10 protein-coding genes, 1 tRNA gene and 1 other RNA gene are annotated in these 14,183 nt (G+C 59.9%); 7 read left to right on the top strand and 5 right to left on the bottom strand.

All coding sequences use genetic code 11. From position 1 onward, the window contains the following. Positions 1 to 282: 282 nt before the first annotated feature. Positions 283 to 1,263: a type IX secretion system protein PorQ gene (gene porQ / locus R6U20_RS08450; RefSeq protein ID WP_410337420.1), complete on the bottom strand. Its 981-nt coding sequence runs from the start codon at positions 1,261 to 1,263 to the stop codon at positions 283 to 285. Between the two features lie 302 nt (positions 1,264 to 1,565). Here porQ and secA point away from each other — a divergent pair, with 302 nt between their 5' ends. The 3 genes from secA (at position 1,566) to R6U20_RS08435 (ending at position 8,618) form a co-directional block, all read left to right on the top strand. Continuing rightward, on the top strand, positions 1,566 to 5,072 hold the full coding sequence (gene secA, locus R6U20_RS08445; RefSeq protein ID WP_410337419.1) for a preprotein translocase subunit SecA: 3,507 nt from the start codon (positions 1,566 to 1,568) through the stop codon (positions 5,070 to 5,072). A 227-nt stretch (positions 5,073 to 5,299) separates the two neighbouring features. Next, a complete protein-coding gene (gene recN / locus R6U20_RS08440) occupies positions 5,300 to 7,009 on the top strand; it encodes a DNA repair protein RecN (protein WP_410337418.1) in 1,710 nt (569 codons plus the stop codon). Between the two features lie 178 nt (positions 7,010 to 7,187). Next, positions 7,188 to 8,618: a phosphoglucomutase/phosphomannomutase family protein gene (locus R6U20_RS08435; RefSeq protein WP_410337417.1), complete on the top strand. Its 1,431-nt coding sequence runs from the start codon at positions 7,188 to 7,190 to the stop codon at positions 8,616 to 8,618. Between the two features lie 25 nt (positions 8,619 to 8,643). On the opposite strand, the gene R6U20_RS08430 is transcribed toward R6U20_RS08435, so the two are convergent. After that, positions 8,644 to 9,240, bottom strand: a complete 597-nt coding sequence (locus R6U20_RS08430) for a DinB family protein (protein WP_410337416.1) — start codon at positions 9,238 to 9,240, stop codon at positions 8,644 to 8,646. Between the two features lie 242 nt (positions 9,241 to 9,482). Here R6U20_RS08430 and R6U20_RS08425 point away from each other — a divergent pair, with 242 nt between their 5' ends. Further along, entirely contained in the window at positions 9,483 to 9,689 is a 207-nt protein-coding gene (locus tag R6U20_RS08425) for a hypothetical protein (RefSeq protein WP_410337415.1), read from the top strand. Between the two features lie 245 nt (positions 9,690 to 9,934). Here R6U20_RS08425 and ssrA read toward each other — a convergent pair. Further along, positions 9,935 to 10,304, bottom strand: a transfer-messenger RNA (tmRNA) gene (ssrA, locus tag R6U20_RS08420). A 237-nt stretch (positions 10,305 to 10,541) separates the two neighbouring features. Here ssrA and mazG point away from each other — a divergent pair. Together mazG and R6U20_RS08410 are read left to right on the top strand one after the other, a co-directional pair. Continuing rightward, positions 10,542 to 11,423, top strand: coding sequence for a nucleoside triphosphate pyrophosphohydrolase (gene mazG, locus R6U20_RS08415; RefSeq protein ID WP_410337414.1), 882 nt, complete (start codon positions 10,542 to 10,544; stop codon positions 11,421 to 11,423). Between the two features lie 3 nt (positions 11,424 to 11,426). Further along, positions 11,427 to 12,518, top strand: coding sequence for a type III polyketide synthase (locus R6U20_RS08410; protein ID WP_410337413.1), 1,092 nt, complete (start codon positions 11,427 to 11,429; stop codon positions 12,516 to 12,518). Positions 12,519 to 12,800: 282 nt separating this feature from the next. Here the strand turns inward: R6U20_RS08410 and R6U20_RS08405 are convergent. Next, positions 12,801 to 12,885 (bottom strand) — tRNA-Leu (locus R6U20_RS08405). 196 nt (positions 12,886 to 13,081) lie between these two features. Here R6U20_RS08405 and R6U20_RS08400 point away from each other — a divergent pair. Then, positions 13,082 to 13,576: a 6-pyruvoyl trahydropterin synthase family protein gene (locus tag R6U20_RS08400; RefSeq protein WP_410337412.1), complete on the top strand. Its 495-nt coding sequence runs from the start codon at positions 13,082 to 13,084 to the stop codon at positions 13,574 to 13,576. Positions 13,577 to 13,793: 217 nt separating this feature from the next. On the opposite strand, the gene R6U20_RS08395 is transcribed toward R6U20_RS08400, so the two are convergent. After that, the coding region (locus tag R6U20_RS08395; RefSeq protein WP_410337411.1) for a hypothetical protein at positions 13,794 to 14,183 on the bottom strand (390 nt) is incomplete at its 5' end.

The raw sequence follows: 14,183 nt of genomic DNA, 5'->3' as shown, positions 1-14,183 counted from the left end.
CACATTGAGCACTGCCCTCTCCCCAAAGTCATCCCGGACGAAGCGGAGCGGAGATCCGGGATCTTCTTCGGGGTACCAAGCTCTCCTCAAACAAAATCGCCACGGATGACCAGGTAACGCACTTTCACTGTCCTACTTATTCCTCTCATCCTGTCCTTCTCCCCTGTACGTGTTTAGCAACTTGTAGCCCGGGACTGGTATTCCGACGGCTGTCGGAAGGACGTCCCGGGCGGTTATTGAACCGCACGCAGTTGTCTCCGAGGGCGTGTCGCAGCGCTCCACTCACGGTCCCAGTTGCAAGCTAATCTGATGCAGCCCGCCGAACGACGACCACGAGGTAAACGCATAGTCGGCGCGGAGCGGGCCCAGGTCAATGCCGAAGCCGCCCCCAAATCCGGCCCAGTCCAGGCGGTCGTTCAGCACCAGTTCGCGGCTGCGGCGGTGGTTGTAGCCGCCGCGGACATCGAGCACTTCGCCCAGCGCCAGTTCCAGTCCCAGCGTAACATGCGCCAGCGCCTGTCCGAGCGGCGGTTCATCTTCCAGCGCGGTGCCAAAGTTATGGAGGTCGTACCCCGTGATAGAAACCTGAAGCGGCAAATAAGTGAGTTCTTTGGCCACGCCAATGCGCCAATCCACGGGCAGGCTGGTCGAGGCGGTGCCATAATCGCTCAGCGTGCGCCCCACATGGTGCACCGACGCCGCCACCGACCACTGCTGCTCAGGCCAGTGCGCCTGGAGACCCGCATCCACAGCCGTTGCGGTAGCGCGCGCCGACTCGATAGCGGAATACACCAGATGCACGTTCATGCCGTAGCGGAGGCGTTCGCTTAGGGGGGCAGCCAGTCCCACGGTAAGCGCCACATCGCGCGCCGCGAAATCGCCAGTGGGTATGCCCTGCGCATCGCGTCCATCAAACGAGCCCCAGTCCACATAGCGTACCCCCGCGCTTAGCGATGCCAGGTCATCGATGTGGTGGCTGTAGGCGACTGTGCCCACCTGGCTGTCGGCAATGAAGCTGGTGTACGACGCCATCAACTGGCTGCTTGTGGAGGGGCTGCCCAGCGCCGGGTTGTAGTAGAACGCGGTGGCATCGGTGGTGGGGGCAGCGGTGAGGCTACTGCCCAGGGCGGCGCTCCGCGCTGACGTATCCAGCCGCAAGAAGCCAAACTCCGACAGCGACCCACCCAGTTGAGCGTGGGCAACCGGCCCGCTCATGGCGAATACCGCCAACAGGCCCAGCATCCACCCTACACGAAGCATCATAACACAGCATCCCGTTAGCAGTATATACAGATGAAACCACGGCACACGGTCTCCAACCCAGGCCGCTTGCGCTGTATAACCCACGCGGTGCCCTGCTGTTGCTTGCGTTTGCAGTCGCTGTTGAGACGGGACCGAGGTGACGCCGCCGGGGAACGGACAGGGGGCGGTTGCGTGCCACACACGGCGCATCCGCAACGACCTGCGGCCTGCTCTGTGGGCCTTTGCCGCTTGGCACAGCTTAGCGGCCTGTGGTTCGACTACCACGCGACATTCGTTACTGTATTCGTTTTTCCTTCCCCTCTATGTTTGAGTGGATCAAAAACCTTTTTGGCGATCCCAATGAGCGTAAGCTGAAGAAGATCTGGCCGGTCGTTGATGAGATCAACGAGATTTACGATACGCTTCAGGATCTGACCGACGACGAACTCCGCGCCAAGACCGAGGCGTTTCGGGAGCAGCTCCACGAGGCCGTGGCAGACATTGAGGCGCGCCAGGATCAGATCAACGAGCGTCTGCGCCGTGCGCCCAGTGCTGCCACCGCTGAGTTGATGGAAGAGGCCAACGTGGGTGGCGACGGCCAGCCCGGTACCGATCCGCAGGCGGACTTTGCTCCGCTTACGCTTGAAGAGCGCGAAGAGCTCTATGAGGAGCTCGATGAGCTGGAGGAAGAGTGGCTCGCCATCACCGAAGAGGAGATGGACGAACTGCTGCCCGAAGCCTTCGCCGTTATGAAGGAAACTTGCCGCCGCATGCTGGGCGAAACGTGGCAGGCGGGCGGTGCACAGATCGAGTGGGACATGATTCCGTACGATGTGCAGCTTCTGGGCGGCGTGGTGCTGCATCAGGGCAACATCGCCGAAATGAAAACCGGCGAAGGAAAAACGCTGGTCGCCATCCTGCCGCTCTACCTGAACGCCCTGGCCGATCGCGGTTGCCACCTTGTGACTGTGAACCCGTACCTGGCCGAGCGCGATGCCGAATGGATGAAGCCGCTCTTTGAGTTTCATGGCCTTAGTGTGGACGTCGTGGATCGATACGACCCGCACTCCGAAGAGCGTCGCGCCGCATATCAGTCCGACGTCACCTACGGCACCAACAACGAGTTCGGGTTCGACTACCTGCGCGACAACTCGTTCGTGGTGCGTCCCAACCAACTGCAACAGCGCGGGCATCACTTCGCGATTATTGACGAGATCGACTCGGTGCTGATTGACGAGGCCCGCACGCCGCTTATCATCAGCGGTCCGGTGCCCGACCAGGAAAACGACCAGTACCATGAGTGGCGCGATCCGGTCGGGAAGGTCGTGCAGGCGCAGAAGCGCCTCGTCAAGAAGCTGACGCGCGAAGCCAAGGACCTGCTCGAAGCGCGCGACGAAGCCAAGGAAGAGGGCAACAAGCGCGAAGCCAACGAGCTCGAAGAAGATGCGGGGCTTGCACTCTTGCGGGCCTCGCGGGGCTACCCGCGCCTGGATGCGCTCCAGTCGCTCCTGCAAGAGCAAGGCGTAGAACGGCTCCGCCAAAAGACGGAGTACTTCTACCTGCAAGAGAACGCGAAGAACATGCCCTTCGTGGACCAGGAGCTCTACTTTGCGCTCGACGAGAAGCAGCGCACGGTGGAGCTTACCGCCAAAGGGCGCGAGTACATCGCCCAGATCCGCGGCGAAACCGAGGACCTGTTCATCCTTCCGGTCGTCGGCGAAGAGATTGCCGAGATTGAGGACGAGCACAACGAGCGCGTCGCTAAACTCGAAGAAGACATCCGCCAACGCAGCGACCTGTCGAGCGAGGAGCGCGACGAGCGCCTCGTAGAACAGAAGCAGGAACTGCAGATGGAACTGCAAGAGCAGAAGCGCAGCATCTACAACACCTACTCCGAGCGGGCCGAGGTGCTGCACGCCATCGAGCAGCTGCTGAAGGCGTTCACCCTGTACGAGCGCGACATGGAGTACATCGTGCAAGATGGCAAGGTGCAGATCGTTGATGAGCACACCGGCCGCGTGCTCGACGGACGCCGCTACTCGCAGGGGCTGCACCAGGCCATTGAGGCCAAAGAGGAAGTGGAGGTGCAGTCGGCTACGCAGACCTATGCGTCGATCACCCTGCAGAACTACTTCCGCATGTACGACAAGCTCTCGGGCATGACCGGTACCGCCGAGACCGAGGCCGAAGAGTTTGGCGAGATCTACGACCTCGACGTGGTCGTGGTACCCACGAACGAGCCCATCCGGCGCGACGACAAAGACGATCTGGTCTTCCGCACACGGCGCGAGAAGTACGATGCCGTGGTCAACAAAGTCAAGGAATACAACAAGAAAGGACAACCCGTGTTGGTGGGTACGGCCTCGGTTGAGGTGTCGGAGCAGATAAGTCGCATGCTCAAGCGCGAGGGGCTGCACCACAACGTGCTGAACGCTAAGCAAGATCGTGCCAAGCAAGAGTCGCAGGTCGTTGCCGAAGCTGGGCAGAAGGGCGCCATCACCATTGCCACAAACATGGCCGGGCGCGGTACCGACATCAAGATCTCCGACGAGGTACGCGAACTGGGCGGCCTCGCCATCATCGGCTCCGAGCGCCACGAAAGCCGCCGTATCGACTTGCAACTGCGCGGCCGCGCGGGTCGTCAGGGCGATCCGGGCGAAAGTCAGTTCTACGTCTCGCTCGAAGACGACCTGATGCGCATGTTTGGCTCCGACCGCGTAGCCAAGGTCATGGACCGCATGAACCTGGAAGAGGGAGCGGTCATTACGCATCCGTGGATCAACAAAAGCATCAAGCGGGCGCAGAGCAAGGTCGAGCAGAACAACTACGCCATTCGTAAGCGCCAGCTTGAATACGACGACGTGCTGAACGCACAGCGCGAAGTCATCTACAAGCGGCGCCGCCAGGCCCTCACCGGTGAGCGCTTCCACGGCCAGATGCTCTCTATGCTCCACGAGCTCTGCGAAGCCATCGTGGCCGAGTACTACGGCGACGGCAATATTGCCGGGCTCCGCGAAGAACTGCTGCGCGTTCTGGCCTTCGACTTCGAGATCGACCGCGAAACCTTCGTACAGCTCGGCGAAGACGGCGTCGTTATGCGCGTCTTCGAAGAAGCCAGCGAACACTACCAGCAGAAGCGCCAGGCGCTGGCCCAGCCCTTCTACGAGCGCCTCAAAGGGCTCAAGGAAGAACGCGGCGAGGACACGCCCAACCAGGTCTACGTCGACTTTACCGATGGCCAGCGCCTCTTGCGTGCGGTGGCCGATGTCGAAGCCGCCCTCGAAACCAACGGCCAAGAGATCAACGACGCGCTCGAACGCAATGCCATGCTGTCTACCATCGACAGCAAATGGACCGATCACCTGCGCGAGCTCGATGAACTGAAAGAAGGCATCGGCCTGCGCTCCTACGGGCGCAAAGACCCAGTTGTCGAGTACAAGATGGAGGCGTTCGATCTCTTCGCCGACATGATGGAAGAGATCGGCAACGATGTGGTCTCACTCGCCTTCCGCTCCGGCCCCGTCGTGAGCGACGGCACACCGCAGCGCAGCACCAGCGAGCCCAAGAGCCGCCTCGATCGCCGCCGCGCCAAGACGCAGCACGACTCCGCCGAACCCTCCTACGGCGTACAAGCCGGACAGGGCGAGGGCGGAGACGGTGCCGCCGAGCGCGACCCGACCGTCGACAAGCAAGCGCCCGTAACCGTAGCCGACGAGCCCGGACGCAACGACTACGTCAAAATCCGCAACAACAGCACGGGCGAAACAACAGAGATGAAGTACAAACACGCCAAGAAGAAGATCAAACAGGGCTGGTCGCTTATCTCGTAAGCTGCCGCAGGCAGTCGTGCAGAGGCCGTGCTACAGCCGTCGGTCGGGGCGGCCCGTGATTACGTCCAAAATATGTTGTAGATTGGAAGCGACGGGTTGCCGCCGGCTCCTCCAAACCGTCCGTTCCCCACTTGGCTACGCGTTGCGTGTAGCTCTCGGGGGCTCGGAGGGCATACGCGCACGCCCGCTCCCCTGTGGTTTCCTAACTCGAATGCTGCCCCGGTCCTATGCTTCGGTCCTTATACGTCAAGGATTACGCGCTCATCGAAGAGCTTGAAGTCACCTTCGACAGCGGGCTCAACATCATCACCGGCGAAACCGGTGCGGGCAAATCCATCTTGATGGGCGCACTCAGCATGATTCTGGGCGACCGCGCCTCCACCGACCGCCTCCGCGAAGGTGCCAAGAAAGCGATTATCGAAGGCATCTTCGACGAGGCCGATACCCCGCGCATCCGGGCGCTCCTTACCGAGCACACCATCGACACCGAGCCGCTGCCGCGCATCATTCTGCGCCGCCAGCTTACCGAATACGGCAGCCGCGGCTTTATCAACGACACCCCCGCCACACTCGACGTGATGCGCGGCGTCGCTGCCGAGCTTATCGACCTGCACGGGCAGCACGAGCATCAGTCGCTGCTCAACGTAGAAACGCACCGCGCCATGATCGACAGCTTCGGGGGGCTAAGCGGGCTCATTGAGCAGTACGAAGCGTGCTACGACGAGGTGGATGCGCTCCTCCAGGAACGCACCGAAATGGCCGAGCGCAAGCGGGAGCTTAGCCAGCAGCGCGAGCTGTACGAGTTCCAGATCCAGGAGATTGACGAGGTCGATCCGCAGCCCGGCGAAGAAGACGACCTGAAGGCCGAACGCCGCGTGCTCGAGAACGCCGAGCACCTCTACGCCTCCACCTCGCGCCTCTACGACATGCTCTACACCGATGAGCACGCCGTACACGATAAGATTGTGGTGGCGCGCAATACGCTGCAAGACCTCGCCCGCATCGACCAGACGTTCGAGGAGCAGCTCGACGAGATCAAGTCGGTACAGATTGTGGTGAGCGAGCTGGCCAGCTTCCTGCAAGACTACAACGCCCACGTCGAGTTCGACCCCGACCGCTTGCAGCGCATCCGGGAGCGCATTGCCGAGCTGGAGCGCCTGAAGCGCAAGTACGGCGGCACGCTCCAGGCGGTGCTGGAGCATCGCAAGGAGATTGGCGAGAAGTATGCCCTTGCAAATGACTTCTCGGGGGCTCTGGAGCGCCTCACTGAGCAGATCAATGACGCCCGCGCCCGCCTCTCCGATGCCGCCCAACGCCTCTCTGACAAGCGCCGAGAGGTGGCCGAACGCGTCGAAGATGCCGTTGAGCGCGAACTGGAAGCGCTTGGCATGCCCGACAGTCAGTTCGAAGTGCGATTCGAGCGCACCGCCGACTCCGACGGCTGGATCACCATCAACGGTACGGGCTACCGCGCCTTCCGGCATGGGCTCGATCAGGTGGCGTTCTACATCTCGACAAACGTCGGCGTGGACCCGAAGCCGCTGGTACAGGTGGCCTCGGGCGGGGAAATCAGCCGCATCATGCTGGCGCTCAAAACCATTTTGGCCAAGAGCGAGCGCCTGCCCATCCTCGTGTTCGACGAAATCGACACGGGCATCTCGGGCGATATGGCGCGCCGCGTGGGCGAAAGCATGTACAACCTGGCGCGCTACCACCAGATCATTGCAATTACACACCTGCCCCAGATTGCAGCGCTCGGCGATGTGCACTTCCGTGTCGAAAAAGAGGTCGTCAACGGGCGCACCCGAAGCACCATCGTGCGGCTTAGCCAAGGCGAACAGGCCGAGCAGGTGGCCTCGCTCATCAGCGGCACCGACGTCACCGACGCCGCACTGACGAACGCCCGCGAGCTCATGGAGACCCGCCCGGATGCGTAGCCCATCTTCTGCCGCGTAGCTGATGTAGTCCCTACGATGAGACGCTCCATGCAGTTGGGCACCGTCCCGCCGTATCCACCTGTATTTGATGGCGGATACGGTAGCATTTGACGTGCGATACAGCTATGTTTGTGCCCCGCACCGATTCATCCATCTACACCACAAGCCCCTTCTGCTTATGCCTACCCCTTCCATCACATTCGGGACCGACGGCTGGCGCGCTATCATTGCCGATGGCTATACCTTCGAGACGCTCGACCGCGTCGCCTGTGCAACAGCCGCCTGGGTGCGCAGCGAATACGGCGATGCCGCCTCGGTCGTGCTCGGCTACGACACCCGCTTTATGAGCGATGTGTTCGCCGAGCGCGCCGCCCGACGCCTGGCGCAGCACGGCGTGCAGGTGCATCTGGCCGACGGGTTTGTGCCTACACCTGCCGTAAGCTGGGGCACGCTACAGATAGAAGCCGATGCGGGAATCGTGATCACGGCCAGCCACAACCCGCCGCACTACAACGGCTTTAAGCTAAAAGCCGACTTTGGAGGCCCCGCCCCGCCTGCGATGGTACGTGCTGTAGAGGCGCAGATTTCAGGTGTTACGGTGCCCGACGACCTGCCTACGCGCGACGCGCTGGAGGCCGACGGCACGATCGTCCCCTTCGATCTGAGCGCGCAGTTTCAGGAGGCTCTACGCGACGCACTCGACATCGACGCAATTGCGGCATCGGGCGTGCAGATTGCCCACGATCCCATGTTTGGGGCCGGACAGGGACTCGTAACCGGGCTTTTAGGGGATGCGCAGGTCACCACGCTGCACCACGAGGTCAATCCCAGCTTTCAGGGCACGCCGCCCGAGCCCATTGCGCGCAACCTGGAGGCTCTGGGCACGCTCATCCGCGACAACGACCTGGATGTGGGCCTCGCCAACGACGGCGACGCCGACCGCATCGGCATGTTCGACGAGGAGGGCCGCTTTGTGACATCGCACCTCATCCTGTCGCTACTCGTAAAGTACCTGCATCAGGAGCGCGGGCTGAGCGGATCCATCGTCAAGACATTCTCGACCACGCACATGCTCGACAAGATGGCGACGGCCTATGACCTGCCTATTGAGACGACACCCATCGGGTTTAAGCATATCGCCTCGAAAATGGCAGAGGGCGATGTGCTGGTGGGCGGCGAAGAGTCGGGCGGTATTGCCGCGAAGGGACACATCCCCGAGCGCGACGGTGTGTACATTGGGCTGCTGATTGTAGAGATGATGGTGAAGCGCGGCAAGACGCTCTCCGAACTGGTCGATGAGCTCTACGACGAATTCGGTCCGCACCACACCTACCGCGACGACCTGCGCATTACTGATGCGCAGAAAAACGCTGCGCTGGAGCGGCTCTCTGAGCACGGAGGGCTTGATGCGGTCAACGGCTATCCTGTTACCGAACTGCAAACGCTGGACGGCTACAAGCACATCACCGAAAACGGCTGGCTGCTCATCCGGCCGTCAGGCACCGAGCCAGTGCTGCGGGTGTACTCCGAGGCCGAATCGAAAGAAGCCGCCCGGGCGCTCGTCAAAGACGCCAGCCGCCAGCTTGGTTTTGCCGACGCAGCGCACTGAGCGGTGAAATTCATGTGCGTGGTGGTTACGCGGCGGCTTGTTGCGGGGTGGGAGCCGCTGTCGAAGCGCTTTGTGAACGGGAAGCGTTCAAGATCTGCTGCACAATGTCCTGGTGATGATCGGAGTGGATGCGTGCAAATCGGAGCCACTCCGACGCACGCAGGGGGCCGAACGCAGGATGGGGCAGGCGCGCTTCGGCTTTAGGCAGCGTAGGCACGTGTTCGCGCAGCGCGTCGAACTGCTCGCGGCTCTTTTGATACGCCGTGCGCAAGTTCGACCGAGTCAGGTCCTGAGGCGGGCGCACCGACGGCGGCGCTTCGGCCTCCAGATCTCCAAACGATCCTTCTTCGAGCACGCGCGTCCCAACATCGTTGGGGGTGCCCTCGTGCACCGTTGGGCCACGGTCGGTGGCCGCCAGGCGAGCCGCTTTCAGCGACTTGCTATTCGAACGCAGAATGTGATACAGGTGATCAGCGGGCGACCAGTCCGAAATCGTTTCGTGTATGCTAAAGAGCACATGCTGGGGCGCATCCAACAGCGCCTCAACGGCATCATAAAAGCCGCGAAGCATGCTGTATTCGTCCGACATAATGAGGGCCGGATTACTGGAGTAAGGAACCATGAGAGTACAAACGATCAACAAACGGAATCAACACGGATTATCAACACAGACAGATTTACAGTGCATCCACATTATCTTCACTGAAATCCTGTACTCGAATCGAAGATCATGTGCAGAGATCCGCAGTTGATCATAAAAAGCACACAACTCATCCATTGGTGCCCCTTGTTCGCTTCTTTGTTACGTAATCCCTACGTTGAACACGTCGTATTTGCTCTCTACCTCAATGCCAATAGAAGTTCATGGCCGAACAAGGATCAGGAGGAAACGTCATTGCCGCGCTGGCCAGTTTTCTGATTGCAGGACTTGGACAGCTCGTGCAGGGACGCCTCATTGCTGCCGCTATTCATTTTGTGCTTGCTGGTGTCGTGTGGGCGGTTTCATTTGGTACCATGGGCTGGGTCGTGCACATCTACTCGGCCTACAGTGCAGCAACGTGGACAAAGTAGTGCTCTGTCACACGTCAATGGTTGGGTAGCTCACGCGCATGATTGTCATGGAAGTCCACAGAAGATCCCGGCTCTGCTCCCAGCGGCTGTCAGGATTGTTCGGGATGACTGCTTGCGCGGCATCACTTGCGATCTAACAACTACCCCTTCTAACAACTACCCCTTAAACATACAAAACCCCCTGCTGTCAGCCGATCAGCAGGGGGTGTGCCATGCTGCGAATGCAGCACAGCAAGTGCAAATAAGTGTGGAGATGCCGGGAGTCGAACCCGGGTCCGAATGGCCGCTCGTGTCGAGCATCTACCTTCATAGTGGTTCTATTTCAATGTCGCGGCTCCTCTCCAGCCGAACCACGAGGCCAGAGGAGTGCCAAGGCTGATCAAGGTTCACCACAGTACATCCAGCCGGAATGGGTGTGGCTATTCTGTCTAATATGATGTCTCAGGCAAACCGACAGACAAGCCTGACAGGAGACAGATGGGGGCTGTTACGCCGCCATCGCGTACGTGTAATCGTCCGCATTTACAAGTTCCTAACGAGATTAACGAGCATATTAGGCAGCTCGGAAGGACAGCCCGCCGCGCGTTTACCACCCGTCGAAGCCGTGTCATCCCCATATGTGAAAGAGCAACCCGCCAGCAGAGCGCAGGGCACTCTGCCTTTGGGATTGAAAGTGTAAGCACTCCTATACCCTTTGTTCCAGCGTCAAAACGTATGTGCAAAACGTATGTGCAGTGCGTTACGGGACCGAGGCGTCTGTGAAGCATCGATCGAGCAACCCACTCCGTGGGGATTCGTTATGCATACGTCCACACGCAAGCTACTCTGCCTCAACCTCCCCACGGGCTTTTCATGCCAACCGACTCCAACGCTCCGCGTCTCGACGATCCGATCTACGATGCGCAGTACCGCGAACCCGAGGCGCACACCGAGCGCTATGCCGACCTCGCCTCCATTGTGCGGCAACTGCGCCAGGACTGCCCGTGGGACCGCGAGCAGACCCATGTATCCGTAAAACATCTGCTTATCGAGGAAGCCTACGAGGTGGTCGAGGCCATCGAGTCGGGCGATCCCACGGAGTTGCAGAAGGAGCTGGGGGATGTACTGCTGCATGTGCTCTTCCACAGCACCATCGCAGAAGAGGCCGGGCGCTTTACCGTGCAAGATGTGATCGACGCCGAAATCGACAAGCTGGTGCGCCGCCATCCGCACGTGTTTGGCGACCTGGAGACCAACGACCCCGACGCGGTGCTTGCCAACTGGGAGCGCATCAAGCAGCAAGAATCCGACAATGAGGACGCTGATGATGCCCTAAAGTCGGCCCTCGACGGCGTGCCCGCGCACCTGCCGTCGCTCTTGCGGGCCTTTCGGATGCAGGAAAAAGCCGCCGGGGTGGGCTTCGACTTCCCGGATACGCAATCCACCTGGGCCAAGGTCGAGGAAGAACTTGCCGAATTTAAGGAGGCTGACTCGTCCGATGATGCCGAGGCGCGGGCCCAGGAGTTTGGCGACCTGCTCTTCGCACTGGTCAACTACGGGCGGCAGGTTGGAATAAATCCGGAAAACGCACTGCGCGGCACGAACGCGCGCTTCCAGGAGCGCTTTCAGTACATCGAAGCGCAGTTGCACGCCCGCGAAAAGTCGTGGGACGATGTCTCGCTCGACGAGGCCGACGCCCTCTGGGATGAGGCAAAAACCGCCCTGCGCTCGCCTTCTGCTTCCAACGCCCCCTGACACATGCCTACGGTGCTCGACACCATCGCCACGGCCACGCCGCCAACGCGCGCCCTACAGCCCGAAACAGCGGCCTTTATGCAGCGCATTACATCGCTGCCCGAGCGGCTGCGCGCCCGTATCCCGGCCATCTACCGGGGCACGGCCATCGACCAGCGCCACTCGGCCCTTGCCGACTTCGCCAGAGACGATGCCGCCAATTTCACGTTCTTCCCGCCTACGTGGTCGCTCGAACCCGCGCCCTCCACGTCCGATCGCAACGATAAGTACCGCGAGGCCATCTTGCCGCTCACGCAGCATGCCGCCCGTCAGGCCCTTGCGCAGTCAGATACCAAGGCCGAAGACATCACCCACGTGATTGGCGTAAGCTGCACCGGGTTTTTTGCGCCAGGATTCGACATCCATCTCGTAAAAGAACTGGGACTTTCGCCTACCACGCAGCGCACATTTATCGGATTCATGGGCTGCTACGCCGCGTTCAACGCCCTGCGCGTAGCTCACAGCTTCTGTCAGTCGCAGCCCGATGCGCGCGTGCTCATTGTGTGCGCGGAGCTCTGCACGCTGCACTTTCAGGTGAACGACTCGCTCGAAACCGCCGTCGTCAACGCGCTCTTTGCCGACGGATGCGCAGCCGCCATCGTCTCGCAGCGCGATACCGTACCCACGGGCGCGCTCGAATACGTTGACTCGCGCACCACGATGGACGACGACTCGATGGACTATATGACGTGGGACATCGGCGACACGGGCTTCCAGATGGGGCTCTCCTCGCGCGTGCCCCGCGTCATTGCCGACCACCTGCCCGAATACGTGGATGCGCTCGTGCCCGACGAGGCCACGGTTGACTTCTGGGCGATCCATCCCGGCGGGCGCGCCATTGTCGATAAGGCGCAGGAGGTCTTGGAGCTGTCGGATGCGAAGGTGCGCGACTCGCTGGAGGTCTTGCGCAACTACGGCAACATGAGCTCGCCCACCATTCTGTTCATCTTGAAGCGCATGCTGGAGCAGGGCCCGCACACCGGCACACACGGCGTAGCGATGGCCTTCGGCCCGGGCCTTACGATTGAAGGTGCCCTGTGGAAATGGGGCGTTTAGGTGTGGATGGGTGGATGGGTACATCCGGTGTTGTGCAGAAAAGCGATTTCCACAACGGGGCAACCGGATTGGGTATAAGAGATAGAGGGTACGCATCGGCATAGCCGGTTGGGGGCTTACCTGGACCTGCGAGGCCCTTTTCCGTGGTGCGTGGGCCGGTCTGTACGCATCGACACGTGCGCTACGGAGGCGACCCTCTACTTTCTCCCCAATAAACATCCCTAAATGCAAAAACGCCCTGCTTTCGGGGAAAGCAAGGCGTTTCGGGTTGTGTGGACTGTGTGCCCAAGAGAGGACTCGAACCTCCACGTCCGCAATGGACACTGGCTCCTGAAGCCAGCGCGTCTACCAATTCCGCCACTTGGGCAAGTGGAGGCCTGCTGCTTGTGCAGACATGGACGTGATAGTCAGATTTTGGAAGCAAGTTCCACGCGGCAGCGCGAAGGTCTCGTAAATCGATACAGGAGCGCGCAGGTGGGGAACCTCTGTGGCGCGCCGGTCGGTACGCATTGGTCCGTGCCTGGCGCGGATCGCTCGTCTGCTCGTTGCTTAGTGTGTTTCGTATGACAGTCGCCAAACGTTTTCGGTGGGAGGCCGCGCATCGCCTGGCGGATCATCCCAGTCTGTGCCGCAACCTGCACGGCCACTCGTACACCTGCTGGATCGAACTCGACGGCACGCCGGGTCCGTCGGAGATGCTGATCGACTTTCAGGAGGTGAAGCGCGTCGTATCTCCTTTGATTGATGCGTGGGATCACTGCACCTACGTGAATCGGAATGATACCGCGCTGCGCGAGGCCCTGGCTACGCTCGGCGTGAAGCACTACCTGCTCGACGGACGCAGCACGACCGAGGCCCTGGCCACCTACGTGGCGCGCTATCTGTGCACGCACGGCTTCGCCATGCTGCAGGAGCACGGCGTGACGGCGGTGCAGGTGCGCGTGCAGGAGACCAAGACCTGCTACGCCACCACCCGCGCCACCGTTGCCGACCACGCCGACACACCGGCCCCCGAGCTGGAGGCTGCGCTTGTGAAGCCTGAGGCGGTGGCAGGGTGAGGTTTGAGGTCATGGGGAATGCGGTGTGTATCGTCTTACACACAGGTAGAACCACTGGGTGAATTCCCAAATATGGAGTACATCTTTAATAATCTCAGTTCACTATATAATCGATGAGAAAATTGTAACGTGATACATTATCATACGTTGATCCAGAACTACAGAGTTACTGGGTTAGCTCCTCAAATAGCTCCGATGTTTCTAAAATTCCTTTCATTTATCGAGCTGATGGAAAGAAATCACCACCCAGTTCTACCACTTTTTTGACCCAGTTTTTTTTATTAAAGTCACGCATCATCCAGTCTGCAAAAAAATACTGAAGCGTTATAATGTGAAGATAATCAGAACGCATTCCTTCTTCTTTAGCTTTCTCAAGATATTTGTTGATTATTAAATTATCTTTGTTTGCCTGTTCGTAGTCATATTCTTTATTCTTTGACCACTTAGTATAATTTTCCACATCTACTTCGTTAATTATTTTATTAAATAAACTTTGATATAAAGCAATTTCCTCAGTACGGAGAAATTGGTAATATGGATCACCCGTATCCTGTTCTTCCATTTCTTTTTTCTCTTTTTTGTCAATTCCGAAAATGATTCCCCCAAG

It is taken from the genome of Longimonas sp. (assembly GCF_046498435.1).
Classification (GTDB): domain Bacteria; phylum Bacteroidota; class Rhodothermia; order Rhodothermales; family Salinibacteraceae; genus Longimonas.
Note: the sequence above shows the minus strand (reverse complement) of the source record. Positions and strands in the feature narration are given on the sequence as shown.

What these genes read in the sequence shown, in the direction of transcription:
- porQ (WP_410337420.1), bottom strand. Translation starts at nt 1,263, where the DNA reads ATGATGCTTCGTGTAGGGTGGATGCTGGGCCTGTTGGCGGTATTCGCC.
- secA (WP_410337419.1), top strand. Translation starts at nt 1,566, where the DNA reads ATGTTTGAGTGGATCAAAAACCTTTTTGGCGATCCCAATGAGCGTAAG.
- recN (WP_410337418.1), top strand. Translation starts at nt 5,300, where the DNA reads ATGCTTCGGTCCTTATACGTCAAGGATTACGCGCTCATCGAAGAGCTT.
- R6U20_RS08435 (WP_410337417.1), top strand. Translation starts at nt 7,188, where the DNA reads ATGCCTACCCCTTCCATCACATTCGGGACCGACGGCTGGCGCGCTATC.
- R6U20_RS08430 (WP_410337416.1), bottom strand. Translation starts at nt 9,240, where the DNA reads ATGGTTCCTTACTCCAGTAATCCGGCCCTCATTATGTCGGACGAATAC.
- R6U20_RS08425 (WP_410337415.1), top strand. Translation starts at nt 9,483, where the DNA reads ATGGCCGAACAAGGATCAGGAGGAAACGTCATTGCCGCGCTGGCCAGT.
- mazG (WP_410337414.1), top strand. Translation starts at nt 10,542, where the DNA reads ATGCCAACCGACTCCAACGCTCCGCGTCTCGACGATCCGATCTACGAT.
- R6U20_RS08410 (WP_410337413.1), top strand. Translation starts at nt 11,427, where the DNA reads ATGCCTACGGTGCTCGACACCATCGCCACGGCCACGCCGCCAACGCGC.
- R6U20_RS08400 (WP_410337412.1), top strand. Translation starts at nt 13,082, where the DNA reads ATGACAGTCGCCAAACGTTTTCGGTGGGAGGCCGCGCATCGCCTGGCG.